The 17,817-nt window shown below is 44.5% G+C and carries 12 protein-coding genes; 2 read left to right on the top strand and 10 right to left on the bottom strand.

Annotation, left to right across the window (positions count from 1 at the left end; translation table 11 throughout):
- Nucleotides 1–4 precede the first annotated feature (4 nt).
- The 5 genes from H8744_RS08555 to H8744_RS08530 all read right to left on the bottom strand — a co-directional run bounded on the left by H8744_RS08555 (nucleotide 5) and on the right by H8744_RS08530 (nucleotide 8,968).
- On the bottom strand, nucleotides 5–1,027 hold the full coding sequence (locus H8744_RS08555; protein WP_262434433.1) for a rod shape-determining protein: 1,023 nt from the start codon (nucleotides 1,025–1,027) through the stop codon (nucleotides 5–7).
- A 59-nt stretch (nucleotides 1,028–1,086) separates the two neighbouring features.
- The gene (gene purH / locus H8744_RS08550) at nucleotides 1,087–2,610 is read right to left on the bottom strand and encodes a bifunctional phosphoribosylaminoimidazolecarboxamide formyltransferase/IMP cyclohydrolase (protein WP_262434432.1); all 1,524 of its coding nucleotides are present in this window, start codon (nucleotides 2,608–2,610) and stop codon (nucleotides 1,087–1,089) included.
- A gap of 151 nt (nucleotides 2,611–2,761) precedes the next feature.
- A complete protein-coding gene (locus H8744_RS08545; protein ID WP_262434431.1) occupies nucleotides 2,762–4,798 on the bottom strand; it encodes a M13 family metallopeptidase in 2,037 nt (678 codons plus the stop codon).
- Between the two features lie 35 nt (nucleotides 4,799–4,833).
- Nucleotides 4,834–6,795, bottom strand: a complete 1,962-nt coding sequence (locus tag H8744_RS08540; protein WP_369411069.1) for an ABC-F family ATP-binding cassette domain-containing protein — start codon at nucleotides 6,793–6,795, stop codon at nucleotides 4,834–4,836.
- A 790-nt stretch (nucleotides 6,796–7,585) separates the two neighbouring features.
- Complete coding sequence (locus H8744_RS08530) at nucleotides 7,586–8,968, bottom strand: S41 family peptidase (RefSeq protein ID WP_262434430.1); 1,383 nt, start codon at nucleotides 8,966–8,968, stop codon at nucleotides 7,586–7,588.
- Between the two features lie 100 nt (nucleotides 8,969–9,068).
- Between H8744_RS08530 and H8744_RS08525 the strand changes: the two genes are divergently transcribed.
- Both H8744_RS08525 and H8744_RS08520 read left to right on the top strand, forming a co-directional pair.
- On the top strand, nucleotides 9,069–10,043 hold the full coding sequence (locus tag H8744_RS08525) for an SDR family oxidoreductase (RefSeq protein ID WP_262434429.1): 975 nt from the start codon (nucleotides 9,069–9,071) through the stop codon (nucleotides 10,041–10,043).
- 13 nt (nucleotides 10,044–10,056) lie between these two features.
- Complete coding sequence (locus H8744_RS08520) at nucleotides 10,057–11,346, top strand: nucleotide sugar dehydrogenase (RefSeq protein ID WP_262434428.1); 1,290 nt, start codon at nucleotides 10,057–10,059, stop codon at nucleotides 11,344–11,346.
- Here H8744_RS08520 and H8744_RS08515 read toward each other — a convergent pair.
- From H8744_RS08515 to tamL, 5 genes are all read right to left on the bottom strand, one after another.
- The gene (locus H8744_RS08515; protein ID WP_262434427.1) at nucleotides 11,341–12,183 is read right to left on the bottom strand and encodes a glycosyltransferase family 2 protein; all 843 of its coding nucleotides are present in this window, start codon (nucleotides 12,181–12,183) and stop codon (nucleotides 11,341–11,343) included. The two genes, H8744_RS08520 and H8744_RS08515, sit on opposite strands and share 6 nt — an antisense overlap.
- An 88-nt stretch (nucleotides 12,184–12,271) precedes the next feature.
- Complete coding sequence (locus H8744_RS08510; protein ID WP_262434426.1) at nucleotides 12,272–13,246, bottom strand: polysaccharide deacetylase family protein; 975 nt, start codon at nucleotides 13,244–13,246, stop codon at nucleotides 12,272–12,274.
- A gap of 9 nt (nucleotides 13,247–13,255) precedes the next feature.
- Nucleotides 13,256–14,242, bottom strand: coding sequence for a glycosyltransferase family 4 protein (locus H8744_RS08505; protein ID WP_262434425.1), 987 nt, complete (start codon nucleotides 14,240–14,242; stop codon nucleotides 13,256–13,258).
- 170 nt (nucleotides 14,243–14,412) lie between these two features.
- Entirely contained in the window at nucleotides 14,413–15,315 is a 903-nt protein-coding gene (locus H8744_RS08500; protein WP_262434424.1) for a glycosyltransferase family protein, read from the bottom strand.
- A 123-nt stretch (nucleotides 15,316–15,438) separates the two neighbouring features.
- Nucleotides 15,439–17,817, bottom strand: a complete 2,379-nt coding sequence (gene tamL, locus H8744_RS08495) for a translocation and assembly module lipoprotein TamL (protein ID WP_262434423.1) — start codon at nucleotides 17,815–17,817, stop codon at nucleotides 15,439–15,441.

The following is a 17,817-nucleotide window of genomic DNA, read 5'->3' as shown; positions in this document are numbered from 1 at the left end:
ATTCTCATCTCATCAGGAACGAGAAGCGATCTACATTCTTCAATGCTACTCCCGTACCTTTTGCCACCGCATGAAGAGGATCTTCAGCAATATGGAAAGGAATATTTATCTTATCCGTTAAACGTTTGTCCAGACCACGAAGCAATGCACCGCCACCAGCAAGATAAATACCGTTGTGTACAATATCGGCATAAAGCTCGGGAGGAGTGTTCTCCAATGCGCTCAGAATGGCGGTTTCAATCTTAGAAATAGATTTTTCCAAGCAATGTGCCACTTCCTGATAACATACCGGAACTTCCATCGGAAGTGCCGTGATGCGATTCGGCCCGTGAACGATATAATCTTCGGGAGCATCATCACCAAGTTCGGTAAGTGCAGCGCCTACATTAATCTTAATACGTTCCGCCATACGTTCACTGACTTTCACATTATGCTGACGGCTCATATATTCCTGAATATCGGCAGTAAGATCATCCCCGGCAATACGAATCGAGTTATTCGAAACGATACCGCCCAACGATATTACAGCAATTTCCGTAGAGCCACCACCTATATCAACAATCATGTTCCCTTCGGGTGCCTCGACATCGATACCGATACCGATAGCAGCTGCCATCGGCTCAAATACCAGATAAACGTCCCTGCCACCCGCATGTTCGGCAGAGTCACGAACGGCACGCAGCTCAACCTCCGTACTACCGGAAGGGACACCAATCACCATACGCAAAGAGGGGGAAAACAGATGTCCACGGGTGTTGACCTGCTTAATAAGTCCGCGCATCATCTGCTCGCAAGCATAGAAGTCGGCAATTACACCGTCACGCAACGGACGGATTGTGCGTATATTTTCGTGGGTTTTTTCATGCATCAACTTTGCCTTTTCACCCACGGCAATCATCTTATCTGTACGACGATCCAAAGCTACCACCGACGGTTCGTCCACTACAATCTTACCATTGGTAATGATGATAGTGTTGGCAGTGCCAAGGTCCATCGCAATTTCTTGCGTAAAAGAGAATAATCCCATATAATTTAATGAAGAATTAAGAATGGAGAATTAAGGACGAACCTTAATTCCCATCTATATTAATGTTTAAAATGACGGATGCCTGTCGTTACCATCGCAATGCCATGTTCATTACAATAATCGAACGTCAGTTCATCCTTTACCGAACCACCCGGTTGGATAACAGCTGTAATACCTTCATTACCTGCTATCTCCACACAGTCCGGGAAGGGGAAGAAAGCATCCGATGCCATGACAGCTCCTTTCAGATCGAAACCGAATGATTTCGCTTTTTCGATTGCTTGCTTAAGCGCATCGACACGTGAAGTCTGACCTACACCGCTTGCCAGCAACTGTTTCCCTTTGGCCAGAACAATCGCATTCGACTTGCTGTTTTTCACAATCTTATTGGCAAACAACATGTCTTCTACTTCTTCCGGAGTAGGCACTTTATCGGTCACAGTCTTCAAATCGGCTGTGGTTTCTATATTCGTATCTTTCTCCTGCACAAGCACACCGTTAAGTAAAGACCGGAATTGCTTCTTGGGCAATTTAGCCTCTTTGCGGACAAGAATGATGCGATTCTTTTTCTGCCCCAGAATCTCAAGTGCATCCACGTCATAATCGGGAGCTATCACAACTTCAAAGAATATCTTATTGATCTCTTCAGCAGTCTCCTTGTCAATCACCGCATTCGTAACCAACACTCCGCCAAACGCAGAAACCGGATCACCTGCCAAAGCATCTTTCCATGCATCGATGACGGCAGGCCGTGAAGCCAAGCCACAGGCGTTGTTGTGCTTCAATATGGCGAACGTCACATCTTCAAACTCATCGATCAAATCAACAGCCGCATTTATGTCAAGCAAGTTGTTGTATGAGATTTCCTTTCCATGAATCTGGTCGAACATCGCATCCAAGTTTCCATAGAAGTAACCTTTTTGATGCGGATTCTCACCGTAACGAAGAGTTTTCTGATCGTTGACCGAGCAACGGAAAGCCGAACCTTCCTGCGCGTCAAAGTAGTTGAAGATCGCGGAATCGTAATGGGACGACACAGCAAATGCTTCTTTAGCCATCCAACGGCGTTCTTCAAGCGTAGAAGTTGCCCCGTGTTCCATCAACATGTCGAGCAACGGTTTATACTGCGCCTGAGAAGCAACGATCACGACATCATTATAGTTTTTTGCAGCGGCACGAATCAATGAGATTCCGCCTATATCGATCTTCTCAATGATGGCGGCCTCATCCGCGCCCGAAGCAACTGTGGCTTCAAACGGATAGAGGTCTACGATCACGAGGTCTATTTCCGGTATTTCATATTTCTCAATCTGCTGGATGTCCTGTTCCAGCCCGCGACGGCAAAGGATACCTCCGAATATTTTCGGATGGAGAGTTTTCACACGGCCACCAAGGATGGAGGGATAAGAAGTCAGATCTTCCACAGCCTTGCAGGGATATCCTAATGATTCGATAAACTGGCGAGTTCCGCCTGTCGATAAAAACTCTACACCTTCTTCATGCAGTTTGGTGATAATTTCATCCAAACCTTCCTTATGATAAACCGACACCAATGCGGTTTTAATTCTTTTAGACTCAGACATGGGCTTGCTTATTAAGTATTTGGTGTGCAAAGTTACGAAATATTGTTTATCGCGCGTAACAAATAAGGTGTGAATTAATGATAAAAAAGCGTTGACTCAAAAGATTATGAGCCAGCGCTTTCATATAAGGGTTATCGTTTATACGAAACTATTACCAAATAGATACACGTTTATCAGCCGGTATATACAACGGATCTTCCTCCGTAATGTTAAATGCTTCATACCATGCGTCAATCTGTGGCAATGCTCCATCCACACGCCATTTACCCAATGAATGCACATCGAGTTTGGTCAAACGAAGAATTTCTTCCGGACGGATATTGCCGGCCCATACATTAGCATATGACAAGAAGAAGCGTTGTTCGGGTGTAAAACCATTTTCAACGGGCAACGGAGCCTGAGCCGTAGCATTCTTGAATGCCTGATAAGATACTTGCAAGCCACCGTGATCGGCAATATTTTCGCCCAGCGTAACTTCGCCATTTGCTTGTACGCCCGGTGCCACTTCAATGCTGTCAAAGAAGTTAACCATCACTTGGGCACGTTCTTCAAAGTTCTTTGCATCTTGTTCAGTCCACCAATCTTTCAGATTACCGTCTTTGTCATACTGCCGTCCCTGATCGTCAAATCCGTGAGTCATTTCATGACCGATCACCACACCGATAGCACCATAGTTGAAGGCATCGTCGGCATCCATATCGAAGAACGGATATTGTAAGATTCCAGCCGGGAAACAAATTTCATTGGTCGTAGGATTGTAATATGCATTTACTGTCTGAGGGGTCATCATCCACTCATCCTTATCTACCGGTTTGCCGGCCTTAGCAATCATTTCATTATGTCCCCACTGGTTGGCACGTTCGATGTTTGCCCAATAAGTATCATTCTTAATATCCAATGAAGAGTAATCTTTCCATTTGTCCGGATAACCAATCTTGACATGGAAAGTAGCCAATTTCTCAAGTGCTTTCTGCTTGGTTTCGTCACTCATCCAAGGCAATTTCTGAATACGCTCGCCCAAAGAGGTCTGCAGGTTTTTCACTAGACCTACCATACGTTCTTTAGCGGCAGCCGGGAAGTATTTCTCTACATACATTTGGCCGACAGCTTCACCCAATGAACCGTCTACCGTGCTTACAGCACGTTTCCAACGCGGTTGCATCTCTTTTCTTCCGGACATCGTCTTGCCATAGAAGTCAAAATTCTGTGCTACGAAGTCATCACTCAGATAGCCTGCTGCACTATTGATAAGATTCCATTGCAAATAAGCGATCTGATCTTCCAAAGGAACGGTGTTGATGATTTCATTCACCTCTTTTATAGAATTCGGCTGGCCGATATTCACTTCAGCGACATCATTCAGTCCGAGATTGGAGAAGAACATATCCCAAGCGAAAGGCGCATATTCCTTCTTCAGCTCTTCCATCGCCTTCTTATTATAGTTGGCATGCGGGTCGCGCATTTCAACCATAGAACGCGCAGACTTGGCAAGACGGTTTTCAATATTCATGACCGATGCCATAGCCTTCTGTGCAGCCGCCTCATCAAATCCGGCCAATTGGAACATCTTGACAACATGCTTTTGATAGGCATCGCGGATTTCCTTGGTTCTTTCATCGTTCTCAAGGTAATAATCGCGTTCACCCATTCCTAAACCGGCTTGAACGGCATGTACCATATTCATCGAACTGTTCATATCGTCCGCACCTATATAGACGGCAAAGTAAGGATACATTCCATTCTTTTGCATCTCGGCAATAAGGGGATAGATTTCGGACTTGTCCTTAATGGCAGCAATCTTTTCCAATTCCGGTTTAATAGGAGCGACACCTTCTTTGTTAAGCTTTACACTATCCATCGCAATGTTATACAAATCACCCACTTTCTGTGCTATGCTACCGGCTTCGTGCTGGGTAGCAGCCAATTCTTCGATAAGGCCGCGAAGTTGTTTGCGGTTGTTTTCGGCAAGCATGTCGAAAGAGCCGAAACGTGAATACTCGTCAGTAAGGGGATGATTCTTCATCCAGCCGCCACAGGCATACTGATAGAAATCGGTTCCCGGAAGAGCCGTTGTGTCAAGATTAGCAAGATCGAGACCAGAAGTTGATGTGGCCTGCTGCTTGCTGCTGTTACATCCTGTTGTCATAAGACAAATTGCTAGGATTGGTAAATACTTGGTTACTTTCATATAATAAATATTATAGGGTTATAAAAGTGTCACTTTCATTCTTGTTTTATCTCCTCCAGCTCCATCGAAACCTGTTCCCACTCCTCAACCGTCCGGTCAAGCTGTTCTTTCAATTTCCGATGCTGTTCGTAGAGAGACATATCAGATGCTCCTTCCGGAGTGGCCATCTTCTCCTCGAGCATGGCTATGGCAGATTCGGTCTGCTCTATTGCCGACTCGCAATCGGCCACCTGGCGTTCTAACTTTTTTATTTTCTTGTTCAGCTCTTTCTGAGCCTCATAAGAGAGCTTGTTTTCCGAAGGTGGTTGCTCCGCAGATGCATTATCCTTCGTGGAGGCAGTAGACGACATCGAAAGGGATATTGAAGCTTGCAATTCGTTCAGGCTTTCTATCTTCTTCTTTTGCAGAAAATCGTAAATACCACCAATGTGTTCTTTCACAAGGCCTCCACCGAACTCATATACCTTAGTCGCAAGGCCGTCCAAGAAATCACGGTCATGGCTGACAATTATCACCGTGCCGTCAAATTCGCGGATTGCCTCTTTCAGGACATCCTTCGAACGCATATCGAGGTGATTGGTAGGCTCATCAAGGATAAGGAAATTTACCGGTTCCAGCAAGAGCTTGATCATAGCCAGACGGGTACGTTCACCACCGGAGAGAACTTTCACTTTCTTGTCGGAAGCTTCGCCACCGAACATAAATGCTCCCAGGATATCACGTATCTTTAGCCGGATATCGCCTACCGCCACACGGTCTATCGTATCGAAGACGGTAAGATTCTCGTCCAGCATCTGTGCCTGATTCTGCGCAAAATAGCCGATCTGCACATTGTGTCCGATTGTCAGTTTACCCTGATAGTCAGCGATCTCTCCCATGATACATTTCACAAGCGTAGATTTCCCTTCACCGTTCTTACCCACAAACGCGACTTTTTCACCCCGGTTTATCGTAAGGTTCACGTCGTGGTAAACGATATGCTCGCCATAAGCTTTCATTACGTCTTCACAAATCACGGGATAATTGCCACTACGGCTGGAACAAACGAATTTCAGGCGCAGCGCGGAATTATCTTCTTCATCCACTTCAATACGTTCTATCTTTTCCAATTGCTTGATGCGGCTCTGCACCTGTACGGCTTTAGTCGCTTTGTATCGGAAGCGTTCAATGAAGTCCTCCGTATCCTGTATCTGCTTCTGCTGATTTTCAAAGGCTCGGAGTTGTTGTTCGCGTCGTTCCTTGCGCAATACGACAAATTCATCGTATTTCACCTTATAGTCGTATATCTGCCCACAAGTGATTTCTATGGTGCGTGTCGTGACATTATTGAGGAATGCACGGTCGTGGCTGACAAGCACTACTGCATTGGCACGGGTGGAAAGAAAATTTTCCAGCCATTGAATGCTCTCTATGTCGAGATGGTTGGTAGGCTCGTCAAGGAGCAACACATCGGGACGGCGCAGCAAAAGCTTGGCCAACTCGATACGCATCCGCCACCCACCGGAGAACTCACTGGTAGGACGGTCGAAATCCACACGGGTGAAACCTAATCCGAGCAGCGTACGTTCAATTTCCGCACGAAAATTTGTGCCGCCCATCATCAGGAAGCGGTCATTCTCATGCGTAAAACGGTCTATAAGTTTATGATAATCTTCGGAATCATAATCGGTACGTTCAGCCAATTGCCGGTTCATCTGTTCCAGTTCGGCCTGCAATCTGAAAATATGTTCGAAAGCCTGTTCGGCTTCTTCCATTACGGTATGTTTGTCGCTGAGAATCATCACCTGCGGCAAATAGCCGATGGTGACTTCTTTGGGGATGGCAACAATGCCTGTCGTAGGGCTTTGCAAACCAGCCAAAATTTTCAGCATGGTAGATTTGCCTGCACCGTTCTTACCTACCAAGGCAATACGGTCTTTTTTATTGATCACATAAGACACGTCCGAAAATAAGGGCGTGGCATTAAACTCTACACTAAGTCCTTCTACTGATATCACTTTGCTAACAAATAATAGATATTGGGAGGCAAAGATAACAATATTTATTATATTCACATAGGTTTAGGCGGTTAATTGCTTACATATGTCAGTTACCGACCTATTATTTCACTATCTTCATTCTTCTGAACCACACAGAATCCATGTCCGGGTGTCCTACTCCACACAAATTTCAGTGCCAGCAAGCTCATACAACTTTCTTTTTGTCAAAATGATAATCCTGATTGCCGAGGATGCTTTCATTCCGGGTATAAGGAGGGCACCTTACAAATAACGCAAGGAGAAGGCATTAGCAGAATTCAGAAAGACAAATATTATAGCACATTCCGAACCTTTCGCCAAGAAACGAGCTTCTTTGATATTTCCTTGCAAGCAAGTATCGCTTTTATTTGATCAAATAGCAACTGTTCCTCTATCCTACTTTTGATAGCAACCAGCATCAAAAAGCTTGGCGCACAAGCATGAGATGCTTCCTTTGCAACTAAAAAACTTCTCATCACCGAGGTATCCGGTCTTCATCACCGATGATACCGTGCTTCATCACCGACCAAACCGGGTCTCATCACCGATGAAGCCGTCTCTCGTCACCGAGCAAATCGCATTCGGAAGGGAAGAAACCGTGTTTCATCTCTGTACATGTTGCATGTCAGGCAGCAAACGACCGACATTCATGCATATTTATGCAACATCTCAGCCACGTTACTTGCTACTTAATGCTTCCCAAGTAATGTATCGGTTAGTAAAAAGAGGTAATGTTTTTCTTTATGATCAATATCCGTCCGATATGCTATCAAAAAGGTACGCGAACCCCACTGCCGGACTTTTCGTCCAAAGAACAGTAACCGGAAACAATATCCATTCCGGCAGAACGGGCGACATTTATCCTAGGAAGACTACCGGTACGGATCGTATAAACAGCCACCGCCAACAGAGGATCATTGTCTTTATCGCCAAGCTCGACATGCCCTTCAATGACACGTTGATCCTCCGACAATGTCCAGTCGGGAACGAAACCGTCTTCATAATCCGATTCACCTTTAGCATTGTATATCCTACAGACAATAGGGTGCAGGTCGTATTCATATTTATCGCTCGACAATGTGATGGAACCTACATTCTTACCTTCGGTCCGTTCGCCTATCACCATTACCTGATAAAATGGCTTGAGCCCATTAATCACCGCTTCCGATGCAGATGCCGTACGGCTACTGGTCAACACGATCAAGCGGGGTAAGTCCAAATTCTGACCGGTCTGCCGTAATTGATAATTTACTGTTTTATTTTGTTTGTCACTGTATACCAGATCACAAAACGTCTTTCCTAACGCAGAGGCAGGAGCCAGCATTTCGGAAAGCAATTGTGCCGAAGTGACCAATCCACCGCCATTGTATCGCAAGTCGAGGACAAACTCCTGCACTTGGGCAGCCTTAAATCGGGCAAACGCCTGGCGAAGGTCATCGTCATATTCCGTATCCGTATCACCATCGGGGCCGGAAGTGAAATGATTATAAACCAGATATCCCACTTTCTTGCCACCGGTCGAGAGATCATTATACACTTTTGTCAGAAATACCGGGTTATCCTTCACAGTTGCCGGAACCAACTCGACCGATCGTGTTGAAAATAGCTTCCTATAGCTGTCCGAGACACCAACTGTCACAGTCTTGCTACCTAACAAATCATATATATTGCTATTATTCACAGCTACCCCGTCTATACTATGAATCCAATCCCCCCTCCTCAGACCTGCCAGGTCTGCCGGAGAGCCTGGTAATACATAAAGAACGCTAACCGCATACCTGTTGTTACTGGTGAAAAACCAATTTTGGAACTCAAATCCCAAAGAAGGGCCTTCTCCTAAATAAGCCCGGGTAGAGGCCGATTTCTTCTTGATCGTGGAATAGTAATAATGCCCACCGGACACCTGATTATTGTCTTTCCCGTCTTTTTCCGACAGCAACGATTGAAAAAACACCTCGGGGGACGTCTCGAAATTCAACTTGTTTGTTTCAGGAATATCACCATACCAGTAATAGTAACTCCGCATGGTATTCTCAATCCACCTGTTCGTAGTAATATCATTCACTACCTTATCATCGTCCTTACATGCCGAAAAGGATAAAAGAAACCCTAACAGCAGAAACGACCGGCAATATCCAGAAACTTTAATCATAATCGTCTTGCTTTTAAATCGGTATACATGGTGACAAAGATATGAAAAAGAATACTAACTTTGCCGTGAATTCAAATAGATGTATTTAAAATCTAACGATATGTTTAAAATATTAGTAACCGGCGGAGCCGGTTTCATCGGCTCCAACCTATGCGAGCGATTATTAAAAGACGGACACAAAGTGACATGCCTGGACAACTTTGCAACAGGCAAATTCGAGAATATAGAAATGCTGTTGCGCGAGTACCGCGAACGTTTTAACCTTATTGTCGGTGACATCCGTAAACCGGAAGATTGCACGAAGGCCGTAGCCGGTGCAGAATATGTTTTCCATGAGGCCGCTTTAGGCTCTGTACCTCGTTCCATCAATGACCCGCAAACCACCAATGAGGTGAACATCAGCGGATTTCTTAACATGCTTGTCGCTGCCAGAGATGCCGGTGTGAAGCGCTTCATCTATGCAGCCAGCTCGTCCACTTATGGTGATTCCGCCAGCCTTCCCAAGGTAGAGGAGGTGATCGGTCGCCCCCTCTCCCCGTATGCCATTACTAAATACGTCAACGAACTATATGCCGACGTATTCGCCCGTACTTACGGCATGGAATGCATCGGGCTGAGATACTTCAATGTGTTCGGAAGAAGGCAGTCGCCAGATGGAGCTTATGCGGCCGTGATTCCTAAGTTTGTCTTGCAAATGATCCGGCATGAACCGGTTCTGATCAATGGTGACGGGGAGTATTCACGGGACTTTACCTATATCGACAATGTACTCCAGATGAACATGCTCGCTATGAAAACGCAAAACCCGGACGCTATCAACACTGTTTACAATACTGCCTTCGGAACAAATACGACACTCAATCAACTCGTCGACTACTTGAAAGAGTTTCTAAGCGAATATGATCCGGTGATAGCAGAAACCAAAATTCAACACGGTCCCTACAGAAAGGGCGATATCCCCCATTCACTCGCTTCCATCGACAAAGCACGGAAATCCTTGGGATATGCACCGGAATATGACATCAAACGCGGGCTGAAAGAAGCCGTAAAATGGTATTGGGAAAACCTAAAATAAAGAGAAGAGGAATATGCAAAATATAAAAATCGCCATCATAGGGTTAGGGTATGTCGGCCTGCCATTGGCGCGTCTATTTGCGACAAAATATCCGGTGATAGGATTCGACACTAAACAAAAACGGGTAAGCCAAATAATGTCCGGCATCGATGAAACGCTGGAAGTATCGCAAGATATACTGGAACAAGTACTTACTCCCACTCCTCCGGCAGAGAATGAAACGGGATTGTATTGCAGTTGCCGGATGGAAGATCTGAAAGATTGCAACATTTACATAGTGACCGTTCCTACTCCGGTAGACAAATACAATCGTCCGGACTTGACCCCGCTCTTGAAAGCCAGTGAAACCGTAGGAAAGGTGATAGGACACGGAGACATCGTGATATACGAATCGACCGTCTATCCCGGAGCAACGGAGGAAGATTGCATTCCTGTCATAGAAAGATTATCCGGCCTGGAATTTAATAAGGACTTTTATGCCGGATATTCTCCCGAACGAATCAATCCGGGCGACAAGGAACATACAGTCGATAAAATAAAGAAAGTCACTTCCGGTTCAACACCCGAAATCGGGCAAACGGTTGACAAACTCTATTCATCTGTTATCAGTGCCGGGACTCATCTGGCACCGAGCATCAAGGTAGCAGAAGCAGCCAAAGTAATCGAGAACTCACAACGAGATATCAATATAGCCTTTGTAAATGAACTGGCACGCATTTTCAATCTGATGAATATCGACACCACCGCAGTGCTGGAAGCGGCCGCCACCAAATGGAACTTCCTTCCTTTCAAACCTGGACTGGTAGGAGGACATTGCATCGGAGTCGACCCTTATTATTTGGCACAGAAGGCGCAAGGTTTGGGTTATCACCCAGAAGTGATCCTGGCAGGGCGCCGCATGAATGACGGGATGGGTGAATATATCGCCAAACAAGTCTTGAAATGCATGATAAAGAAAGGACAATTCATCAAAGAATCCCGCATATTGGTTATGGGAATCACATTCAAGGAGAACTGCCCTGACGTTCGAAATACCAAAGTGGTCGACATCATCCGCACATTGCAGGAATTCGACTTGCAAGTAGACGTCTATGACCCTTGGGCATCGGCCGATGAGGTAAAGAAAGAGTACGGACTGGAAATGCTCTCCGAACTGCCCGCTTCCAAATATGAGGCAATTATCCTAGCAGTGGCACACTGTCAGTTTAAAACCGTGCCCATCCGTTCGTTTTGCAGTGAAAACGGTATCGTATACGATGTAAAAGGAGCTTTAGATAAAACCTGTTCGGACGGAAGACTATAAAGAACTCTTTTGAAAATTGATCAATGCCATCCATCGGTTATAATCCGTGGGTGGCCATTTCTTTTCCAAAGGGATCAGCCGGGCAGCATCTGCAAAAGGCGGGCAATTGGAATATAAAGTCAGACGTCTGTAATGATGGGTAAAAATCCCGTTCACCACAGCCAATGGCTGAAGGTCGCCCACGGTTTCCGCCCGTTGGCAAGAACGGAAGAACAAATCGAAATCGGCAAACTGCTGGCTTTCGTCCCAAAGACCGATCTTTTCTATTGCTTTGCGATTCATAAGTATAGAGGCACCGGAGAAACCGACAGTAAACGATGCTCCGTAACGTTTGTAATTCTTTTCGCAGAACTTTTCCCAGTTGCCGTAACACATGCGCTGCATCAGTTTTAACCCGAACATCTTCTGCCCGAAAAGCATGATACACGGATATTTAATGTGTTTCCATCTTCTTTGCAAAGACTTCGATGTCTTTTGGTCATAAAGCCTGTCGTTACTTCCAAGGCTGATGACATCCCGGTTGTCCTTGCCCAAAACCTGCAACGCACGGCTATCCCAATGGGGCGACACCAACATGTCGTTGTTAAAAAAGGCAAGAATATCATATTTGGCAATCGCTATTCCCTGGTTCTGGCAATAAGGATAAGAGTAATTCTCCCGATTGGCTATCACCTTTACCTTTTCCCCCAGCGATTGAAAGAACTCCCTGCTGCCATCATCGGAATTATTATCAATAATGATCAATTCAAATGGATGATCGGTGTATTTATTCAAATACTCCCAATACAGTTTATTCATATCCAGCTGGTTGTAAATAGCAGTAATTATAGAAATCATTGTCAAATGTAGGTTTTATGATGTGGCTACTCGATAATTGTGGTGCAAAAATAATAATTATTTAATACCGAAAGTCCCTTATCGGCAATTATTTCGGTTTAAAAGACAGATCGGCAACGAACGTATTCCAATGAAAATCGACACCGTAACGGGGCATTGCAAAAGGAGAGATTTCGGGCGTGACCCGGACGTTATCCGTCGTAAAGGCCAACCGGTAACCCGCTTCTTTGGCAGCATCTAACGCTGCCGGACAAACATTCCCATTGGGGTAAGCTAAATAATGGCAAGGAATCTCGAGTTTCTCTTCAATCACTTTCTTACTCTCTATGATCTGACGCTGTATTTCGGCAGTTTCCTGAAAAGTATCGCAAATGAAGTGATCAAGGCAATGAGAACCAATGGTACAATCATAATAGGATTGCAATGTGATGACATCTTTCCAAGTCATCAAGGCATCTGCCTGAAAATCACTGCAAAGTTGTTGATATTGTTGAGAAGACAATTGGCCGATCAATTGGTCGGTGATCAAATCCACCGTTTTAATCTCCGAATGTTTCAATCGGTGGCTGATTACTTTAAACACTTTCTTTCGCTGCCGAGCCGAAGTTAGTACGACATCCAATCCCATTGCCGGAACATTCAGCCGCCTTACTTCCGGGTGCATGACGACTGCCCTTCCTATAAAAGTGGAAAAACGTTTCCCGGTGTCTATGTGATGTGTAGCAATAAATACAGTGAAAGGTATGTTTAAGTCCTGAAGAATGGGAGCTAGAAAGGTCAAATTATTCCGGTATCCGTCATCAAAAGTCAATGTGGCTTCTTCACCGGTAAACGAATTCGACCTCCACCGACGGTAATATTCATCCATCGATATCAGATCGAAGTTCAGTTGTAAATACTCCAACTGCCTTTTAAACTCTTCCGGGGGTATATGCAAACTTTCAACGAACGGTGTATGTATGTCCGACACACCGTGATAAAACAAAACCCTGGGAATCCGGTTCTTTTCTCTCTTATAAGCTGCCAAGCCTGTTTTAACAAGCAAAAAATTCTTCACATCCATAAGCAAGCATTATCTTATCGGAGCTGGCGACAGAAGGTATCCTTCTATTTTCTTTGCCAGCTCATGCCAATCGAAGTTTTCAACATTAATACGCCCGTTCCTCCCCAATGTCTCACGCAACTTCTCATCATTAATCAGCTTCTTTATGTTGCGCCGGATGGAGAATGAATTTCGCCAGCAGACCAATCCTGTACGGTTGTCGAACAGTAAATCTTTCGTCCCGGCAGTAGTTGCAACCACCGGAAGCGCACAAGCCATCGCTTCGGCAACTGTATTCGACCATCCGGCCTGCCCTTCAGCCGCAACATAGATGTCTGCCCGGTTAAACATCTCGGAATTCTTATTTATCGGTTGGTTCAATATGAACTCATAAGGTACTTTCGCCTTAAACTCAGCCAATCTTTTTTTCCCTTTCGGAGTAACGGGAGTGTCAAAAAGCAATAGCTTTATATTAAAGCCTTTTCTATATAGTTTCTCACAGGCTCTTACTACATATTTTACCCCTTTGCATCTCATAGCCAATCGCCCGTAAGTAAGAATATATATCGGACGATCTTCCCCTAAAGAATAATCTGTCTTGGGAGTATAGTTCATTAGATTAACACCACCGATTGCTTTGAATGAATTCAACCCGTACTTCTTGTCGAACTCACAGATATTGGTGGAACATGCCAATACCTCTACATTTTTAAGTTTGGCTATCTTCTTTATCTGTTTATCGTTCGAGACATGATAGAATATTCTCCGTTTGGCGTTAGCTCCCAAAACTTCTTCAATGAAACGGTATTCGGTAAAAAAGAGGGCATCCAGCTCATCGGTCTTCAATGCTTCAAACAGCTTCACCTCACCTTTGAAGTCAAACCAGTCAGGTTGTTGGGCATCGGGAGAATAAACGGTAAAACGATGCCCCATCTCGATAAAGATGTTGCCAAGCTCCATAAAACGTTTCACTCCCCCATAAAGCAATGTACATGGTAAGACGACTCCTAAATTCATATCAATCCTTTCTAAGCTAAATACAGAACAAAAGTAGTGAATTATCAGTAAATAAACAGCCCTTAAAGGGAAAAAGGCTGGTGTGGACAACAAAAATGACAAAATAAGCGGTAATCTCTAGAAAAGAAAGAGATTACCGCTTACTATATATTCTTCCGTACTTGTTCCTATCAGAATAACTTAGCAGGATATTCACCGGCATCAACCAATGCCTGAATCTTATCTACCACATCCTGACGATCGGCAGCATAAGTCACACCGAACCATTTACTAGTCGTATCCAATACTTTCACACGGGCAGTTCCTTCATTGATCAGTTTGTTAACCATCAACGGAATGAAATACTCAGCTTTCAGGTTAGCCATGTTCTCCTGAAGGAATTCTTTGAAGTATTCTTCAGAATGTGCAAAGTAATCCGGAGTAAAGCCCCACATGTTCATCGACACCGGAGTGTTATCGGCTATGGTCTGCATCACACCGTTCTCGTCTTTGAAAGACACCTTACCATCGATACGTTCGATAGCTGTACGTTCTACTACGGTAGTCAGATAATCTTCTGCATCTTTTTCGCAAACTCCACGAGCCACAGAGCCACTTTCACTCAGAGTGTTGCCTACACGGTAACCTACCATGCAATAATCATTCTTTTTGCCTTCCATTTCAGTCAAAGCCTTACCCAATACGGCAAAACTGTCGCGGCCGTAGAAGTCGTCAGCGTTAATCACTGCAAACGGTTCTTTGATTACATCTTTCCCCATCAATACAGCGTGATTCGTACCCCACGGTTTAACACGATCGGTAGGGCAAGTAAAGCCTTCGGGCAAATTGTCCAGTGCCTGGAATACCAGTTCTACGGGGATATGGTTTTCGTATTTACTCAGGATTTTTTCACGAAAGTCTTTCTCGAAATCCTTGCGGATAACGAAAACAACTTTGCCGAAACCTCCACGAATAGCGTCATAAATAGAGTAGTCCATGATAGTTTCGCCGTTCGGACCCAGTCCGTCAAGTTGTTTCAAGCCTCCGTAACGACTGCCCATACCGGCAGCAAGTACAAATAAAGTTGGTTTCATAATTGTGTAATATTAAAAAGGTTAGTGATGTCATACATCCATCAACGGTGCAAAGGTACGAAATTCTCTGAATGAGGGACATTACAGATCGTTCAAAGTTTACCGTTTTTGATGCATTTCCCCTTAAAATGGATAACCTATGGCAAAATGAAGGCTCAATTGTTTCCAAAATGCCCCACGAATGTTATAATATCCTGACTTTCCGGTTTCATAAGGATCGTGCAGGGGAACACCGCAATCTAAACGGAAAATAAGAAAATCGAGGTCATAACGCAGACCGGCACCTGTGCCTAACGCAACTTGCTTTGGAAAGGTTTTCAAACGCAGCTGGGCATCGGGACGATCCGGATCGTTCCGCATCAACCATACATTGCCTGCATCCAAAAAGACAGCCCCGTGCAGGTCTTTATAAATCCGGAAACGATACTCCACATTTGCTTCCAAACGAATATCACCCGTCTGATCCAAATAAGAGAAAGTACTCTTTTCAGGATGATAACCACCCGGGCCAATGCTCCGAACCGTAAATGCACGGATACTATTCGCACCTCCAACATAGAATTGCTCGCTATAAGGAGCTACCGTCGAATTACCATATGTCCAGATTACTCCGCCTGCCACACGGGCAGCTACGGCATTGTTACGATCGATCACCCACAAATAGCGGAAATCGGTACTCAGCTTAAGGAATTGGGCAAAAGGTGCCCCCAGAAGGTTTTTATCTTTCTTGCTGAAAGGCTCTCCAAAAACACGATAAATGCATGAAGTCAAGTTACCGGCCGAAGTAAACGTCGTTTGCCACCAAATCGGATTATGGACATTTCGCAAAGAAGAGTTATCATATGTATAGGTATACTCCATGGCAGGAATAAACTGATTCTGAAGACTGAGTAACAAGGCTTTATTAGCGGCAACAATAGAATCAAAGGCTTCCGTTTTGTGTTGTAACACATTAAACGTCAACTTGAAAGGTGTCAACGAATGACGGCTGGTCCGTGTAGGTTGAAAATCATACGTAGCATGCCCGCCAAAAGAAAGCAACTTATAATACTTAGCACGATTGAGTTGGTCGGCATACAATCGAAAGGTCGTAGTAGCCGGAAAGTCATATTCCCGGCCTCCGAAGCGAGGAAAGACCACCCGTGGGAAAGTGAGAGCCGTAGACAATCCCATTTCCCAGCTATTCAGCAAGGATGAATTCTTGCCACCTCCGGTCTGCCACTCATAAGAGCCATTCAACTTGACGTTCCAACTCTCGCCACCCCCGAAAACATTTTTCCGAGTTACGGAGAAAGATGCTCCGGGACCGGTCTGGTCATTGCTTTTGGTAGTTACATTCACCTCCAATTCCGCATCGAGAGGCTTGTCGAAAGTAGCTTGTAGGCGCACATTCAATGTATCGCAAGTCGCTGTTGTATCCTGCGGTGTATATTGAAGATCCATATAACGGAAAATGCTCAATTGTGCCAATTTCTCCTGTATACGTTGTTGGCGATATTGGCTATACAAACGGCTACGCTGCAAATTTCTCAAACTATCATTCTTCACAAAAGCCTGATAATTCATCCAACGATAAAGCATATTGGGACGAACTTGCAGCTTTTTATAATAATGAATATCCATTCCCTTGTAATTCATTGAGTCATTGGGTTGTTCTCCATTCTTACCAATCAGATAAACAGATGTCTTACCCACATAATATTGCCGTTGAGCAGCAGGGGGTAATCCCGGCACGGGAAGCAGTTTCAGACTGACATGTCCACCAGGTACAAGCGTCGTATCGGCTTGATAAGTCATATAGTCCGGACGAAAATAGAAATAGCCCAAATTCCTTAATAATGTACTGATGCGGTTACGCTCCTCATCAAGGTCGCTGACATTGAATTGTTCACCGTGAGAAAGCAAAGAACGCCAGCGTCCCCTTTCCATAATACGAAGAGTCTTAGGGGTAAATCGGCTGTAGTAGACTGTATCGATGAAATATGGATTACGCATGTCAACAGTATATTCTATCCGGGCTTTCAGACTATCTTTAGGATTCACAATGGTTTGCTGGGCTACCTTCCCATTAAAATAACCATAATCATGGAGCAGGTTAGTCGCTACCTTAACACGGATATCAGGATTAACCGTTGATATAAAAACAGGTTTGGCAGCAAAACGATTGAATATCCACTTACCGAACCCTTTCTCATACTTCACAAAATCATTATATACCCACATACCAAAAGGAAAAGGTATGAAACCTAAAATCTTTGTAGAAGGGCTCTTGTCAAGAGCAGCCTTTATCTCACCAACAGCCGTTTGTCCGACAGGAGTATTGGACTGGTCGACAAAATTGGTCTTATTACCCGTATATAACACTTCCCCTTCAGGTAAATGTTTGGTTGTGGAACAAGCAGAAACAACCAATAATAAAATAAAAGTAAAGACTATCTTACTTCTTTTCCAGCAAGAAGAAAATATTCTGCATGATGCTATATCTATATACTTATTTGTCAT

The organism is Jilunia laotingensis, assembly GCF_014385165.1.
GTDB lineage: Bacteria > Bacteroidota > Bacteroidia > Bacteroidales > Bacteroidaceae > Bacteroides > Bacteroides laotingensis.
This window is presented reverse-complemented; position numbering and strand designations above follow the sequence as displayed.

What these genes read in the sequence shown, in the direction of transcription:
- H8744_RS08515 (WP_262434427.1), bottom strand. Translation starts at nt 12,183, where the DNA reads ATGATTTCTATAATTACTGCTATTTACAACCAGCTGGATATGAATAAA.
- H8744_RS08510 (WP_262434426.1), bottom strand. Translation starts at nt 13,246, where the DNA reads ATGGATGTGAAGAATTTTTTGCTTGTTAAAACAGGCTTGGCAGCTTAT.
- H8744_RS08500 (WP_262434424.1), bottom strand. Translation starts at nt 15,315, where the DNA reads ATGAAACCAACTTTATTTGTACTTGCTGCCGGTATGGGCAGTCGTTAC.
- H8744_RS08505 (WP_262434425.1), bottom strand. Translation starts at nt 14,242, where the DNA reads ATGAATTTAGGAGTCGTCTTACCATGTACATTGCTTTATGGGGGAGTG.
- H8744_RS08525 (WP_262434429.1), top strand. Translation starts at nt 9,069, where the DNA reads ATGTTTAAAATATTAGTAACCGGCGGAGCCGGTTTCATCGGCTCCAAC.
- purH (WP_262434432.1), bottom strand. Translation starts at nt 2,610, where the DNA reads ATGTCTGAGTCTAAAAGAATTAAAACCGCATTGGTGTCGGTTTATCAT.
- H8744_RS08555 (WP_262434433.1), bottom strand. Translation starts at nt 1,027, where the DNA reads ATGGGATTATTCTCTTTTACGCAAGAAATTGCGATGGACCTTGGCACT.
- tamL (WP_262434423.1), bottom strand. Translation starts at nt 17,817, where the DNA reads ATGACAAATAAGTATATAGATATAGCATCATGCAGAATATTTTCTTCT.
- H8744_RS08545 (WP_262434431.1), bottom strand. Translation starts at nt 4,798, where the DNA reads ATGAAAGTAACCAAGTATTTACCAATCCTAGCAATTTGTCTTATGACA.
- H8744_RS08520 (WP_262434428.1), top strand. Translation starts at nt 10,057, where the DNA reads ATGCAAAATATAAAAATCGCCATCATAGGGTTAGGGTATGTCGGCCTG.
- H8744_RS08530 (WP_262434430.1), bottom strand. Translation starts at nt 8,968, where the DNA reads ATGATTAAAGTTTCTGGATATTGCCGGTCGTTTCTGCTGTTAGGGTTT.